Here is a 13,106-nt window from a genome sequence, read left to right on the forward strand (position 1 = left end):
CCTCCAAGAACCTGAAAGAGTGATATGATGGAAGTTACATTTCTGGGTACATCATCAGCTGTCCCCTCAAAGAACAGGAACCACACATCAATAGCACTTCGAATCCCCGGTGAGGTATTCCTGTTTGACTGTGGTGAGGGAACTCAGAGACAGATGGCCATTGCAGGCATCAGCCCCATGAAGGTTACAAGGATGTTCATAACACATCTGCACGGGGACCATATTCTTGGAATACCTGGAATGATACAGTCAATGGGCTTCAGGGGGCGCCAGGAGCCCCTTGAGATATATGGGCCCCCAGGAATCCATGAACTCCACGAATCCATCATGAAGCTGGGCTACTTCACGCTCGATTTTGATATCCATGTGCATGAGGTTAAGGGCGGCACCGTCCTTGAGGAGGAGGATTACCGTATTACCTCGGCACCCGCCTCCCATTCAGTATTCAACCTCGCCTACTGTTTTGAGGAGAAGAAGAGGCCGAGGTTCCTCAGGGAGAAGGCCATTGAACTCGGACTCAAACCGGGCCCTGCCTTTGGAAAGCTGCACAGGGGCATACCCGTGAGGGTTGGTGACAGGATCATAAAACCAGAGGAGGTCCTTGGAAGCCCACGGCGGGGTGTGAAGATATGCTACTCAGGGGATACCCGTCCCTGTGAGTCTGTTATAGATCTTGCCCGTGAAGCGGACCTTCTGATACATGAGTCAACCTTTGAGGCTGGAAGCGAGGACAAGGCGGCTGAAAGTGGGCATTCCACTGCAAGGGAAGCCGCGGAGGTTGCTGCATCTGCCTGCGTCAGGAGGCTGATACTCACACATCTCAGCACCAGATACAAACGGACCGAGGTTATTCTGAACGCCGCAAGGGAGGTTTTCCCTGAAACAGATGTGGCAGATGACCTCATGACCGTGGAGGTGAAGGCTGATGATTCCGGTTCCAGCGCCTGAAACCATCCTCATCATAATAGTCACGGTGATGGCCGCTGTTCTACTTGTTAAGTGGGCATCCTATTTCCTCAAGAGGTCCACCAGAAAATGGGACCTTGACCTTACACTCATACAGGTCCTCAATGACATAATAAAATACAGCATATACATCATAGCCCTTAGCATAGTTCTGAGGGAACTTGGAATAGACGTGACCGCCATAACCGTGAGTCTGGGTATAGCGGGTGTCTCGGTGGGTTTTGCATCCAGGGACATCATATCCAACTTCATCTCCGGGATGTTCATACTGGCTGATAAGAGTTTCAGGGTTGGTGACACCATTGAGGTTGCCGGGCAGAAGGGTAAGGTTAAAAGGGTGGGTTTCAGGACAACAACAATAAAAACCCCTGACGCCAAAATAGTAACAGTGCCCAACTCAACCTTCTCCAAAACAGCCTACGTCAACTACAGTGCAGAGGAAAGTAGGAGGGTTGAACTCAGGGTCAACCTTGACTACGACGTTGATATTGAAAAATTTGAATCTGAAGTTAAGGATGTTCTCATGGGGGTTCCAGGTATACTGAAGGACCCTGAGCCAGGGCTCATTGTCCTTGAATTTACAGATACAGGGATAAAGGCAAAGGTGACAGCCTGGATCCCAGATCCGCGAAAGGTAACAAAATACCGTTACGTGATTGCGTCTCATGTGAAAAAGGTCCTTGAAGGTTATTCTAAACGGGATCAAATGCAGGGTTTTGAATGAGAAGAAACAGCATCTACGCAGCCATCATATGCCTTTTCTTCGTATCGATTACCTCAGGCATTATTATAAAGGCCTTTGAGGATTACCAGGCCCTGGAAAGGTCAAGGGTTCACCTTGAAAACTACAGGAATGCACCCAGAGAACTTTTTGACCCTGTCCCTTCAGACCCCAACACAGTTGCAGGCTCACGCGGACCGGTAATTGGGAAGCTCATAATACCCTCAATAGGCGTCAGCTGCTGGATAAGGGAGGACACCGTGAATGCCTATGAATCGGTCTACCACTACCCTGAAAGTGTTATGCCAGGGTCTGCAGGCGACTGTGGGATCCTGGGGCATAGAACCACCTATTCAGGACCATTCAGGAGGATAGGTGCCCTCAGGAGGGGGGATATGGTTATAATAGAGGACCATCTCTCCTCAAGGCGCTACGTATATGTGGTGACATCCAACGGTGATGATATAAGATGGGACTATAAGGTCAATCCCGTGCGCTTCGCCCAGAATGGGGAGGCCAGGCTCATGCTCATAACGTGTTATCCTCCAGGCAAAAAGAAGGCTGCCTGGATAACACACTGCAAACTTGTGCGTAAAGAGAACATCTGAGTGGGGGTTTTAGAATACTTGAAGAGATAGTTGGTGAAATCCTGGAAGGTGAAGGTGTTGAGGGGGTAATCGTAACTGACAGTTCAGGCAGCATCCTCTACAGCAGGGGAGCCTCCAGCGGAAACCTTGGATCCATGGCCAGTGTAATGGCAGATGCTTCAGGTAAACTCCTCAAAAGGGCAGGGCAGGGAGACTACCAGTCTGCTGTTATTGAGTTTCCTGGCGGCAAGATGGTCCTGCTCAACGATGCCCTCCATCTCCTTGTGCTTGCTGATAAAAGGTCAAACCTTGGCAAGGTGATCCTCCTTGCAAGAAGGGTTATGGAGAGACTTTCAGACCCTGGAATACTCCAAGAACTGGAATATGTCAAGGAGGAATCATCAGCTGCAGGGATTAAATCAACCATGGAGCTTGAGGCAGGTGCCACCCCTCAATCTGAGGGTTCCCACGTCAGTGGGATCCCTGAGGGTGACGAGATCAATGTTACGATTGCAGAACAGAAAGCTGAAGCCCCGGGGCAGAAACAGAAACCTGTGCATGATATCAGTACTGACGTGGTGCATGAACAGGTAGAAATACTCAGAAAACCTGAAATTAAAAAACCAGAGCCTCTTGAAGAGAAAATAGAAAAACCAGTGATGGAAGACAAAGTTAAAGCGTCCCTGCGGTCACACGCCATCCCCGAGGTAAGGCCACCACTATCACTCCCGGAACTCAAATCCATTGATGTCCCAGCTGACCCCGAAGTCCGGAAGGAAACAGCACTTCTTATCTATGAGCATATACTCCTTGCGATGTCAATAGGGGCCAGTAAAATTATGGGTGTGGCCCCCGCAGGTGGTATGCTCCGCAAATCCCTTCCACACGACGAATGTCCAATCACCCTTGAGGGGGTTGGTGTCCTCAGCAATGCATCAGTTGACTTCAAAAAATTGAGGGAAAACATCTCAGCTGCAGGATACAGCCTTGAGGAGATAAAGAGGGACATGGAAATAATAATCACATCAATAACAGAGAATTACGGGCGTGTTATGGGATATGGTGCATTCAGGGGCATGATAAGGCCAGAGTTTACAGCCATCTACCGGGCCTACAGGGATGCCATGGATGAACTTGGAATAACAGAGACCATTCACCCCGAGTTAAGGCAGATATGGGATTAAAGGATCCCAAAGTTCCAGAATAAAGGATGATTTCACTCAGGGTGCTTCCTTTATGGAAATATTTATAAAACATTAACCCCTATAGATAGATTGCCTTAATTCTTGATTCTATCAATATAATTTTTCAGTAGGGACGCTTATGTTAAATCAGCTGCAAAGGGATATTCTGAAGTTGAAGAAGGAGAAAAACGCTATCATACTTGCCCATAACTACCAGAAAAAGGAGATACAGGAAATTGCAGACTTTAAAGGGGATTCACTTGAACTCTGCATGAAGGCAAGTGAAATACATGATAGGGACATTGTTGTTTTCTGTGGCGTGGACTTCATGGCCGAGACAGCCTACATCCTCAACCCTGATAAGAAGATCCTGATACCCGACAGGGGTGCGGAGTGTCCCATGGCACACATGCTAAGTGCAGAGGACGTCAGGAAGGCCAGAAAAAGATACCCTGACGCTGCAGTTGTTTTATACGTTAACACCCTTGCAGAGGCAAAGGCAGAGGCGGATATCCTCTGCACATCTGCAAATGCCGTTAAGATTGTTGAAAGTCTGGAGGAGGACCTCATACTCTTTGGCCCCGACAGAAACCTCGCATGGTATGTTCAGCAGCACACCAAAAAGAGGATAATCCCCATCCCAGAAAACGGCTACTGCTACGTCCATAAGATGTTCACTGTCGCCGATGTTGCTGCAAAGAGGGAGGAGTACCCCGACGCTGAACTCCTCATACACCCTGAATGTGACCCTGAAGTTCAGGAAGTGGCGGACCACATCCTGAGCACCGGCGGAATGCTGCGGAGGGTCCTAGAGTCAGACAGCAAACGCTTCATAATCGGGACAGAGGTTGACATGAAAACACGTATAGATCTTGAATCAGATAAGGAAACAATCCCCCTCCTCGCAGAGGCCATATGTGAGAACATGAAGCTGCACACCCTTGAGAAGGTTAAAAATTCACTGGTCAATGAGGAATTCACTGTAACGGTTCCTGATGATGTGGCTGAAAGGGCCAGGAGGGCTGTTGAGAGGATGATAGAGGTATCCCGTCAGTAACAGCCAGAATTCACTCCGTTACGATTCAATACCCTCTCTGTGCACTTATTATTGTATTTCAATCAGCCTGTAATCACGCACCCCCATACCGAGTTTCTCTGCATATACCAGCTGGTGGGTTCCATCAACGTCACCCCACACACCCCTGAATTTATCCCCACCGGTCTCATGGTTTTTCTCAAGCATTGACCCCCTGATTCCCTCCTCCAGGTTCACAAGGTGGTAACTTGCTGTGTCTACTGCAACAGGGTCGTCTGATGCCAGCACCCCTATGTCAGGAACTATGTTCCTGTCACTCCAGGGCACACAGTCACAGTCAGGGGTTATATCCAGGAGGAAGTTCAGGTAGAATATCCTGTCAATGGTGGATGTTACACCAAGGGCGTATTCCATCATCCGTTCAATGAACTCAGGTATGTCCCTCTCCCAGTCAAGGTCAAATACGCCGCTGGGGCAGGTGTCAAGGCAGTTCATGCAGGCAATGCACCTATCGTATTCTATCATGACGCCATCATGGAGTTTCATGGCATCCACGGGACATTCAGAGACGCACTCCCCGCATCCAGTGCATTCACCCCTCACCACGGGTTTTGCGCACTCGTGCTGTTCAATCTTTCCCTGGATGGTGGCGCATCCCATCGCAAGGTTCTTGAGGGCCCCTCCAAAGCCGCTCATCCCGTGACCCTTGAAGTGTGATATGACAACCATTGCTGATGCCCCGGCAATGTCACCCGCGATTTTAACCTCACTGAAGTGCCTTCCCTTCACAGACACAGTTACCTCATTGTTTCCATGGAGCCCATCTGCAATTATAAGGGGTGCCCCGGCAACAGAATAGTCAAAGCCATTGAGTATGGCTGTTTCAATGTGATCAACCGAATTGTGCCTTGAACCATAGTAGAGGGTGTTGGTATCTGTGAGGAAAGGGGATGCCCCGCTCTCCCTTATCCTTTCAATTACGTGGCGCACCAGAACGGGGCTCACATAGGAGTCATTGCCCCGCTCACCAAAGTGCACCTTAACAGCCATGACGTCATCCCCGGAGAAGGGTTCGCCAAAGGCCGCGTCAAATATCCTCTGTATCTTCATGCCCCTGTTCTCGTTCCTGGACCTTGCCCTGAAATCTGAAAAATAAACCTCCGCTGGCATCCAATCACCATTACACTATTTATTCCAGAGGGTATATGGGCTTTTTCTCACGTTGAGAACCACTTATATATCCAGATGGACAGATATTACGTTGAGGTGGATTTTTATGGACACTGAAAGGATAATAGAACTCCTGAATATCGACTTCCGCCATGAACTTGAGGCGACCATGATGTACACCTACAACGCATTTGTTATAGAGGACTGTGACCTCAGCAGGCTAACTGAAGGAATCGCGGCAGATGAGATGAGGCACATGTGGTGGCTTGCGGACCTCATAACAAAGAGAGGCGGCAGACCCTCCATGGAGATTGGCAAAGTGGATTACCTTGGTGAAGATATAATTGAGGGCCTTGAAAGGCAGATCCAGAAGGAAACAGAGGGTATTGAAGAGTACGAGAGGCAGATAGAGATAATTGACGATGATGAGGTCACCGGGGTTTTAAGGCATATAATTGATGAAGAAAAAAGGCACCGTAAGGAGTTCAGGGAGCGGCTGGAGCGTCTTCGATAAAATTCTGTATGCTTACTGCCCGCAGGCCAAATAAATTTTTTAATCTTATTTATCCAAGGCATCATTTCAAGGCATGATCCAGCTTCTCTACCCAAGCGTTCTGTATCCATCCCACAATGATTCTACCTTTTTATCCAGGCCAGCATTTTATTCCTTATTTCCTGGAGAGTCTCCTCTGAAATATTCTTTGGGGGTCTTGGCCTCATGTAACCGAAGAAGGGGTCATCGAATACCTCCCCATTTACTATTACCTCATTTCTGTAGCGGGGGATGAAGTGCCAGTGCAGTTGTGGTGGAGGGGTGTTTTCACGGTAGAAAGAGTTAAGAAGGACGCCCCAGTTGAACATGGAGGCCCCAAATCCCTTTCTCACTGCATTTTCAAGTTCAGATATTATAAGGAGCATTTCATCCCATTCATCCTTCTTTAGGTTTCCAAGAAACTCCTCCCTCCTTTTGAGGGCCACTACACACGTTCCAAGGTTGCTCTGGTTTGGTGCGAGAAACACAGCCCACCTCTTTCTCTCATAGAGGTATTTGCCGAACCCGTAGCCATCAAATTTCACCCCGAAGTCCCCCCAGCAGTTATAAAAGAGAGAAGTTCCAGTGCCATGGACTCAGCCACATCCTCCGCCGGTTCATCCTCCCATGGTTCGAGGATCCTGAATGATGCCTCAACGGTTATATTCCTGCCATCTGCGCGAAATGAGTAGTCTCTGAATCTTCTTTCAAGTTCATCCAGAATCTCTAATAGTCCATATCCTGGAATACGTAGTTCCAGGACAACCCTCCATTTATCGCCGGATTTTTCGGTTTTTTTAACTTCCACAGAAGGTTCAGAATGCATGTCCCCCTATCTCCGTCGGAACCAGCAACTCAGGGTCATCTGGATGACTTCAGTCCTCGAGGACGCTGGAGAGGAATACTGTCATCTCAATTTCCTCCCTTGCAATGAAGTCGTCCATGCGCACCTTTGCCTCCTCTGAACCAAAGGGGAAGTACTCCGGCGCATAGAAAACTGTTATCAGAAGGTCTCCGTTATCCTCCTCTATGTCCTCCTCAAGTCTCTCCATGAGTTTCCTTCGGACATCATCATCAATGTCTGACACCCTGTAGAGTACATAGTTCATGCATTTATCCTCACTGAAGCCAAAATCCTCAACCTTCACCTGCAAATAAACACCTTCCTTCTTATTCACTGTCACCTTTAATGAATGAAGCTATGAGTTCACCATATTTACCTATCTCATTCACTCCCAGATGTCCGCACTCAGAATCAAATAGAATCAACTCGGAGCCATGTATGAGTTCGGCCATGGGGATCGTGTCAAGTTCCGGTGGGAAGTACTGGTCCTGGTTCACCCCGAATATGAGGGTTCTTGCCCTTATTCTGCTGAGCTTATCATCCAGGTCATGGTTCATGGCGGCCCGGTTCCTCCACAGCACATCATGGGGGTCCATGAGTTCCCCCTCTGACCCCATATCCCTCATCGCCGACTCCAGCTCAGGGTTCTCAAGGCCACTGTAGTATTCCCTTGAGAGTCCATAGAGGTACATGAGCATGGACGAAAGTGACAGGGCCCTCCTGGGTTTTCTGCCCGCGGCAAAGTCAGGGTCTGACTCAATGAGGTGGTTCATGTAACTGAAGAGTGCATAGTTAACTCCCCTTGTTCTCCAGGAGGTTACAAGGGGCATGAGGAACTCCATCTCATGGGGGTACTCTGCAGCCCACTGGAGCGCCTGAAATCCCCCCATTGATGTCCCTATGACCCCCCTGACCCTTTTTATGCCAAATTTCTCATTGAGAAACTGTCTCTGGAAGTTCACCATGTCGAGTACTGTATAGGCAGGAAATTCATCTCCAAGTGATGTTGTGGACGGTGAAGCCGAACCCGGTGACCCCAAGGAGCTCATTGATATCACAAAGAACCCGTCAAGGGCGCCTCCAGGTGCTGTGAGGTCAGCTATCCTTTTAACTGAAGAAAAGTCCCCACTCCACCCATGTATATAGACTACAGCATTATCTATCTCACCCTCATCATTCAGGGAGGGTTCCCCGATGGTTTTGTATTCAACCCTTACATCTCTGAGTTTTTCTCCTGATTCAAATCTGAATTCACCAAGATTGAAATATGATGGTTTGCCTTCCTCCATTTTACTGCTCCTTAATCAACCAATACTATGTGATCTCCTCACCATCCCTGTAAAGCTTTATGCACATGACAGGACAGTTGGCTGCCGCCTTTTCGCTGCATGATGGGTCATCAAATTCCTTAACCTGAATGTCGGATATTTCAACACCCACCAGGGATGAAATACCGTCATCCGCGAATTCAAAGAGTTCCGGGCAGTTTTCAATACAGTTTCCACATGATATACACATGGTCCTATCGAGTTCAAGCCTGTACATGGTGTCACCCTGAGAATCAGAACTGTTTTATTGTATGGCGAAATTGATAAAAATAGTTAGTGATTGAATGGAGGGTTTCAGATTATCAGAAAGGGTGAAGCACGGGAAATGCAGGATAAACTCATAATCATCTACAAGGGCCTTCAGCAGAGAAGGTCATTTAAAAAATTCTTTGGGGAGGACCTTAAAAGAAACGATTTCCTTGACAGCCTCGCCAGTAAAAGGGGAATAGATGACCTCCTAAGGGAGGCCATAATTGAACTTGCGGAGGCCACACGTGAGGGCCATGATTACAGTGAAGATGAGTACAGGGATCTCTTTGATTACCTTGTAAACCGTGAACCCGTTGAATCCATATGCATGAGGTATGGTATCCGGGGCCCCGATGAGATAAAACTTGATGATGTTGCAGGGGTCCTCTCAAGGTTTGAATGAAATCAGATGCTGGAGTTTTTCTGAGATAACCAACCATAACCTAAAAGAACTGCCTTAGAGAGTCCCTGAATCCCCTTACCACATCAACAGCTGATCTGATGAGGGGACTTTTCACGTTCTCATAATCCTTCAGAGTTTCAAGCCGCTTTATCCTGAAGTATATGGGGGGGTGGGGGTCCCAGGCCGTCCACCCGGATATCCTCTGGGAGCCTGACTTCTCAAGTGCCAGTTTCTGGTAACCTATTTTCCTGAGGGCTCTCGCAAGGACCTCCGGTTTTCCTATAACCATTGCAGAGAGGAGGTCCGCCCTTGCCTCAAAGAACTTAGCCACAAAGAATATTATACCCATTGCAATGATTATGTAGAGAAGCGGGGAAACCAGCACAACCGGCAGTAATACCGTGAGCCTCATTACAAACTCGGCAGACACTATGCTGAAGAGTATTATGGGGTCCCGCCCGACAAGGTGCCCCATTTCATGCCCTATAACCGCAAGCACCTCCTCGTCGGTTAACTGGACCAGGAGGCCCGTTGTTACAAGTACCAGTCCCCTGCTGGGGCTTGGGCCCGTTGCAGCGGCGTTTGCTATCATGGTGTTTGATAGAACAATCCTGGGTACCGGTATCCCGAATGCCCCGGCAGCGTCCTCAATTATGGAGTAAAGGTTAACGGTCTTTGACCTCTCATAGAGTGGATTGCACCTGAAGCCGTACATTTCAAGGACTCCCCTTGCATCCTCACATGTGGGGGGCCTCTTATCTGCAAGGGAAAGCCTGTAAATTTCACGTTTGATTTTCAGGATCGCTTCATTACCCATCTTATCTATGAAGAATTTGAATTCGTCTTCAGGGAGCTGGAACTGGATTATATGTACGCTGGGGTTTTCTGGGGTTATAACCCATTCACCCATCCTGGCGTATATGCGGTCTGAGAGGAGTATTATACCGAGCTGCATGAGGAGGATCGCTATAACTGCATAGAATCCCAGGATGATGAATAGGATTATGTTGACACCAAAGAAGAGCACATAGACAAGGAGCATGCTGCTTCCGAATATGCCCTTTGATGCCATTCCCTTCCCTGTCGGGGGCCTTTCAGGGATTATATCTTCCCCCTCCACCCAGGCAAAGTACACAGTGTGCTGCCTCATCATATCCTCAAATGCCTGGATGGATGTGAATATGTCCTCATATATGGTCTCTGCCCATTCCCCGAGTTCCGCAGGGTATTCGAGGATCAGTTTGAGGTTTTCACCGGCGATTATCTCCCCGTATATTATCCCCTCACCCATCCATGCCCTGAAAACAAGCCTCAGGCCATCTCTTTTTATTCCATTGAAGTCACCGGGCATGAGATAGTAGCGCCGGATGAATTCAAGGAGATCCCCGTAATATGCCGGTGCAAGCTCGGTTCCTATAACAAATTCCTTTATCATGGACAACCAACTTTCATTTCTCGTGTGGCACTGCCTCGCAGAGTATATATAACTTCAGCATTGATATTAAATCTTACATCCAGATGAACAGAAATTACACCTCTGTAAGGTCAGAACTGTGAAAAATTGGGCCGCTGATAAACATGAAGTGCAGGGTATCTGAAAATCCATCCAGAAATGAGGCATACCAGCTGATAGATGAGGGTATAAGGAAGCGCTCTCTTATAGTGATACTTGCCTGCTGCAGTGCATCCTATGAGGGGCGTGCCAGGAGCAGTCTTGGTGCCGGTGAGAGGCTCATCGTTATAAAACCGGATGGAACATTCATGGTCCACCAGGACCGTAAGGTGGACCCTGTTAACTGGCAGCCCCCCAGATCAAGGTGCAGGGTCTACATGAAGCGTGGAAGCCTCTTTCTTGAAAGTATCAGGAGGTCCCCTGAGGAGCGCCTTGAGGTTGAGCTCCATGAGATACACCTCATCTCCTTCTACCTTCCAAGGGATATGCATGAGCTCACCGTATCGGGCCATGAAAGCGACATGGGGGACATGATAATAATGCACCCCCACCTCATCGAACCTGGCTTCAGACCCGTTGCCAGGGAATATGCCACCAGTTCCGGTTTCATTGATATTCTGGGTAAGGATGAGAATGGTTCACTCATGATAATTGAACTTAAAAGCAGAAAGGCTGGTGTGAGCGCTGTTAAGCAGCTCAGGAGATATGTGGATGAATTCAGGGATGACCAGGTGGGTGTGAGGGGTATTCTGGTGGCCCCATCAATAACCCATGATGCCTTGGAGATGCTGGAGGATGAGGGGCTGGAGTTCAGGGAGATCGAGCCCCCCAGGGAACTCAAATCAAACAGAGGGGTTACACTGGATAACTTCCTCTGAAAACCTCTGCATCCATTAAAACCCATAACCTCATCATCTGCTTAAAGTTCAGGTTTCATTAAATGTTTAAAATATTCATTATTGCTTAAAAACAGTGATTTTGATGCAATAAAAATCATGGAAGTCTGCTTTTAAAATGAAACCGGATGTGAATACCGCATTCTCAAAGGCCCGGCAATATTAAATACTCTGAATCCCATATTAAATACTATGACTCTAGGGGGTTGAAATGATCGAAGTGGAAGGGATGATGAGCGAAGAGAATCCAGTACTGATAACCTTCGATGGTAAATTCCTTGAACTCTTTTTCAGGTCTGGCATGAAATTCAAACACGAAAAATATCCCATAAAGTGGATCAAAAAACTTGAAATAAAAGATGAAGGAAAATCCCGGACTTTGAATTACACCATGAATTTTTTAGCTCCTGTTGGCTTTTTCCCCTTTGAAAGTGGCGGTGAAAATCTCCAGGAACTTGTGGATGCAGTTAACAGAGCAACTGGCGCATTTTAAAAACTGGACAGTTGATACGTAAACAGCAGGTCACCTTTCTCTTGAAGTAACAGATGAAAGAATAAAGGTTTAAGAGCATTTTTATATCCTCTTAAAAACAGTTATGCCCATTAGAGACCTTCTATAACCTCTGCCAGCTGCCTTAAGGTCCTGACCTCCTTCACAGCTGCACCGGCATCCCTGTAAATTGAAACACAGCTGTCAACAACGTCCCACTTCTTTTTTGGTTCAGGGTTCAGTATGAGGACCTTCCTTGCCCTCTCAGACATTTCAGCCACCAGTTCAGCGCTTTCAGGGACACCATCCTTCCTTGGTCCTGCCCAGTCCCTGCAGTCTGAAAGGATCACTATACAGGACTTTCCTGTGAAATTAACATTTTCAAGAAAGTCGCTGAAGGCTGTGTACATGTTTGATGTCCCATGGAGCATGAGGTTCCTTATCCTGGACTCCCTGAGGTTCCTGAAGGCATCGTAGAGGTCATCCTCATCAAGTAGGTGGGTCGTTTCAATGACCCTGCTGTCGAAGTCGAAGAAACGTGACCTGTAGAACGTCTTCTGGGCCGCGTAGACTATGCAGAAGAACCAGTTGCTTATCCAGTCACAGGAACCGCTCACATCACTCAGGAATATGTGCTGGCTCTTTCTCTCCCTGGGCTCTGCCCTCATGAGCTCAATTATCGTGCCCCCGTGCTTCATGTTCCTCCTTATGCTCCTCCTTATATCGGGTCGCATCTTCTTTGAACGGCGGAGCCTCCTGGATCTTCTATTGGCAATTTTCATTCCCAGTCTGCGGCAGAGCTCAAATATCTCAGGGTCGAATGTGTTGAGGGTGGACATATCCCTGTCAAGGATCTGGCTCTCATCGGTTCTGGAGTCAAAGATATCCTGGATTTCAGGTTGAATTTCCGCTAAATCCTCAATATTGATGCCCTCAGTGACCTCACCGGGGGTCTGTTCCTCTGAAGACTTAATCCTCTCACCCTTCCCTGAACCGGATGATTCATCATTTTCTTCATCCAGAACCCCGAAAACTTCATTATAGGCGTCCATGAAAGCTTCAGAGTGCCTCATGTCCTTAACATAAACTGAAAAGAGGGCCTCCCTGAGCTCAGGTCTGTTTTTGAATATTTTATAGGCTGAAAATGCGTCTTTGGTGCTCCTTATACTTACAGGAAGTCCCTTATCCCTTAAAATATTCGAAAGAAGAATTATTTTCTCCATGAAACCTGTGCTCCAGTTTCACTG

17 protein-coding genes are annotated in these 13,106 nt (G+C 47.8%); 9 read left to right on the plus strand and 8 right to left on the minus strand.

All coding sequences use genetic code 11. From position 1 onward, the window contains the following. Positions 1-27 precede the first annotated feature (27 nt). From rnz to nadA, 5 genes are all read left to right on the plus strand, one after another. The gene (gene rnz, locus FVF72_RS02545; RefSeq protein WP_013295229.1) at positions 28-948 is read left to right on the plus strand and encodes a ribonuclease Z; all 921 of its coding nucleotides are present in this window, start codon (positions 28-30) and stop codon (positions 946-948) included. Then, positions 926-1,690 (plus strand): mechanosensitive ion channel family protein, encoded by a 765-nt coding sequence (locus FVF72_RS02550; RefSeq protein WP_147671104.1) that lies wholly within the window; start codon positions 926-928, stop codon positions 1,688-1,690. The genes rnz and FVF72_RS02550 overlap by 23 nt, the downstream gene beginning before the upstream one ends. Beyond that, positions 1,687-2,295: a class E sortase gene (locus FVF72_RS02555; protein ID WP_147671105.1), complete on the plus strand. Its 609-nt coding sequence runs from the start codon at positions 1,687-1,689 to the stop codon at positions 2,293-2,295. Before FVF72_RS02550 ends, FVF72_RS02555 begins: the two co-directional genes overlap by 4 nt. Before the next feature lie 134 nt (positions 2,296-2,429). Next, entirely contained in the window at positions 2,430-3,458 is a 1,029-nt protein-coding gene (locus tag FVF72_RS02560) for a roadblock/LC7 domain-containing protein (protein WP_187239659.1), read from the plus strand. A gap of 139 nt (positions 3,459-3,597) precedes the next feature. Then, positions 3,598-4,515: a quinolinate synthase gene (nadA, locus tag FVF72_RS02565; RefSeq protein ID WP_147671107.1), complete on the plus strand. Its 918-nt coding sequence runs from the start codon at positions 3,598-3,600 to the stop codon at positions 4,513-4,515. A gap of 48 nt (positions 4,516-4,563) precedes the next feature. Here nadA and FVF72_RS02570 read toward each other — a convergent pair whose 3' ends face one another. After that, positions 4,564-5,664 carry a DUF362 domain-containing protein gene (locus FVF72_RS02570; RefSeq protein WP_147671108.1) on the minus strand — a complete coding sequence of 367 codons (1,101 nt, stop codon included), beginning with the start codon at positions 5,662-5,664 and terminating at the stop codon, positions 4,564-4,566. Between the two features lie 106 nt (positions 5,665-5,770). On the opposite strand from FVF72_RS02570, the gene FVF72_RS02575 reads away from it, so the two are divergent. Further along, on the plus strand, positions 5,771-6,178 hold the full coding sequence (locus tag FVF72_RS02575) for a ferritin-like domain-containing protein (protein ID WP_147671109.1): 408 nt from the start codon (positions 5,771-5,773) through the stop codon (positions 6,176-6,178). A gap of 122 nt (positions 6,179-6,300) precedes the next feature. On the opposite strand, the gene FVF72_RS02580 is transcribed toward FVF72_RS02575, so the two are convergent. The 5 genes from FVF72_RS02580 to FVF72_RS02600 form a co-directional block, all read right to left on the minus strand. Next, positions 6,301-6,741 (minus strand): HIT family protein, encoded by a 441-nt coding sequence (locus FVF72_RS02580; RefSeq protein ID WP_147671110.1) that lies wholly within the window; start codon positions 6,739-6,741, stop codon positions 6,301-6,303. Further along, positions 6,738-7,004 carry a hypothetical protein gene (locus FVF72_RS02585; protein WP_147671111.1) on the minus strand — a complete coding sequence of 89 codons (267 nt, stop codon included), beginning with the start codon at positions 7,002-7,004 and terminating at the stop codon, positions 6,738-6,740. The genes FVF72_RS02580 and FVF72_RS02585 overlap by 4 nt, the downstream gene beginning before the upstream one ends. A gap of 67 nt (positions 7,005-7,071) precedes the next feature. Continuing rightward, entirely contained in the window at positions 7,072-7,344 is a 273-nt protein-coding gene (locus tag FVF72_RS02590) for a DUF5750 family protein (protein ID WP_242451264.1), read from the minus strand. Between the two features lie 22 nt (positions 7,345-7,366). Next, positions 7,367-8,329, minus strand: a complete 963-nt coding sequence (locus FVF72_RS02595; RefSeq protein WP_147671113.1) for an alpha/beta fold hydrolase — start codon at positions 8,327-8,329, stop codon at positions 7,367-7,369. Between the two features lie 25 nt (positions 8,330-8,354). Further along, positions 8,355-8,585 carry a ferredoxin gene (locus FVF72_RS02600; RefSeq protein ID WP_147671114.1) on the minus strand — a complete coding sequence of 77 codons (231 nt, stop codon included), beginning with the start codon at positions 8,583-8,585 and terminating at the stop codon, positions 8,355-8,357. A gap of 108 nt (positions 8,586-8,693) precedes the next feature. Between FVF72_RS02600 and FVF72_RS02605 the strand changes: the two genes are divergently transcribed. After that, on the plus strand, positions 8,694-9,020 hold the full coding sequence (locus FVF72_RS02605) for a hypothetical protein (RefSeq protein ID WP_147671115.1): 327 nt from the start codon (positions 8,694-8,696) through the stop codon (positions 9,018-9,020). Between the two features lie 40 nt (positions 9,021-9,060). Here FVF72_RS02605 and FVF72_RS02610 read toward each other — a convergent pair whose 3' ends face one another. Continuing rightward, positions 9,061-10,455, minus strand: a complete 1,395-nt coding sequence (locus FVF72_RS02610) for a M48 family metallopeptidase (protein WP_147671116.1) — start codon at positions 10,453-10,455, stop codon at positions 9,061-9,063. A 143-nt stretch (positions 10,456-10,598) separates the two neighbouring features. Here FVF72_RS02610 and nucS point away from each other — a divergent pair, with 143 nt between their 5' ends. Together nucS and FVF72_RS02620 are read left to right on the plus strand one after the other, a co-directional pair. Next, complete coding sequence (gene nucS, locus FVF72_RS02615; RefSeq protein WP_147671117.1) at positions 10,599-11,351, plus strand: endonuclease NucS; 753 nt, start codon at positions 10,599-10,601, stop codon at positions 11,349-11,351. A 229-nt stretch (positions 11,352-11,580) separates the two neighbouring features. Continuing rightward, a complete protein-coding gene (locus FVF72_RS02620; protein ID WP_147671118.1) occupies positions 11,581-11,862 on the plus strand; it encodes a hypothetical protein in 282 nt (93 codons plus the stop codon). Positions 11,863-11,972: 110 nt separating this feature from the next. Here FVF72_RS02620 and FVF72_RS02625 read toward each other — a convergent pair whose 3' ends face one another. Next, positions 11,973-13,082 (minus strand): VWA domain-containing protein, encoded by a 1,110-nt coding sequence (locus FVF72_RS02625; RefSeq protein WP_147671119.1) that lies wholly within the window; start codon positions 13,080-13,082, stop codon positions 11,973-11,975. Between the last annotated feature and the right edge of the window lie 24 nt (positions 13,083-13,106).

Source organism: Methanothermobacter sp. KEPCO-1, assembly GCF_008033705.1.
In the GTDB taxonomy this organism is placed as follows: Archaea; Methanobacteriota; Methanobacteria; order Methanobacteriales; family Methanothermobacteraceae; genus Methanothermobacter; species Methanothermobacter marburgensis.

Excerpts from the sequence above, each read along its gene's own strand:
- FVF72_RS02610 (WP_147671116.1), bottom strand. The coding sequence starts at position 10,455 with ATGATAAAGGAATTTGTTATAGGAACCGAGCTTGCACCGGCATATTAC.
- FVF72_RS02605 (WP_147671115.1), top strand. The coding sequence starts at position 8,694 with ATGCAGGATAAACTCATAATCATCTACAAGGGCCTTCAGCAGAGAAGG.
- FVF72_RS02560 (WP_187239659.1), top strand. The coding sequence starts at position 2,430 with ATGGCCAGTGTAATGGCAGATGCTTCAGGTAAACTCCTCAAAAGGGCA.
- FVF72_RS02570 (WP_147671108.1), bottom strand. The coding sequence starts at position 5,664 with ATGCCAGCGGAGGTTTATTTTTCAGATTTCAGGGCAAGGTCCAGGAAC.
- FVF72_RS02575 (WP_147671109.1), top strand. The coding sequence starts at position 5,771 with ATGGACACTGAAAGGATAATAGAACTCCTGAATATCGACTTCCGCCAT.
- nucS (WP_147671117.1), top strand. The coding sequence starts at position 10,599 with ATGAAGTGCAGGGTATCTGAAAATCCATCCAGAAATGAGGCATACCAG.
- nadA (WP_147671107.1), top strand. The coding sequence starts at position 3,598 with ATGTTAAATCAGCTGCAAAGGGATATTCTGAAGTTGAAGAAGGAGAAA.
- FVF72_RS02600 (WP_147671114.1), bottom strand. The coding sequence starts at position 8,585 with ATGTACAGGCTTGAACTCGATAGGACCATGTGTATATCATGTGGAAAC.
- FVF72_RS02555 (WP_147671105.1), top strand. The coding sequence starts at position 1,687 with ATGAGAAGAAACAGCATCTACGCAGCCATCATATGCCTTTTCTTCGTA.
- FVF72_RS02620 (WP_147671118.1), top strand. The coding sequence starts at position 11,581 with ATGATCGAAGTGGAAGGGATGATGAGCGAAGAGAATCCAGTACTGATA.
- FVF72_RS02595 (WP_147671113.1), bottom strand. The coding sequence starts at position 8,329 with ATGGAGGAAGGCAAACCATCATATTTCAATCTTGGTGAATTCAGATTT.
- FVF72_RS02550 (WP_147671104.1), top strand. The coding sequence starts at position 926 with ATGATTCCGGTTCCAGCGCCTGAAACCATCCTCATCATAATAGTCACG.
- FVF72_RS02625 (WP_147671119.1), bottom strand. The coding sequence starts at position 13,082 with ATGGAGAAAATAATTCTTCTTTCGAATATTTTAAGGGATAAGGGACTT.
- rnz (WP_013295229.1), top strand. The coding sequence starts at position 28 with ATGGAAGTTACATTTCTGGGTACATCATCAGCTGTCCCCTCAAAGAAC.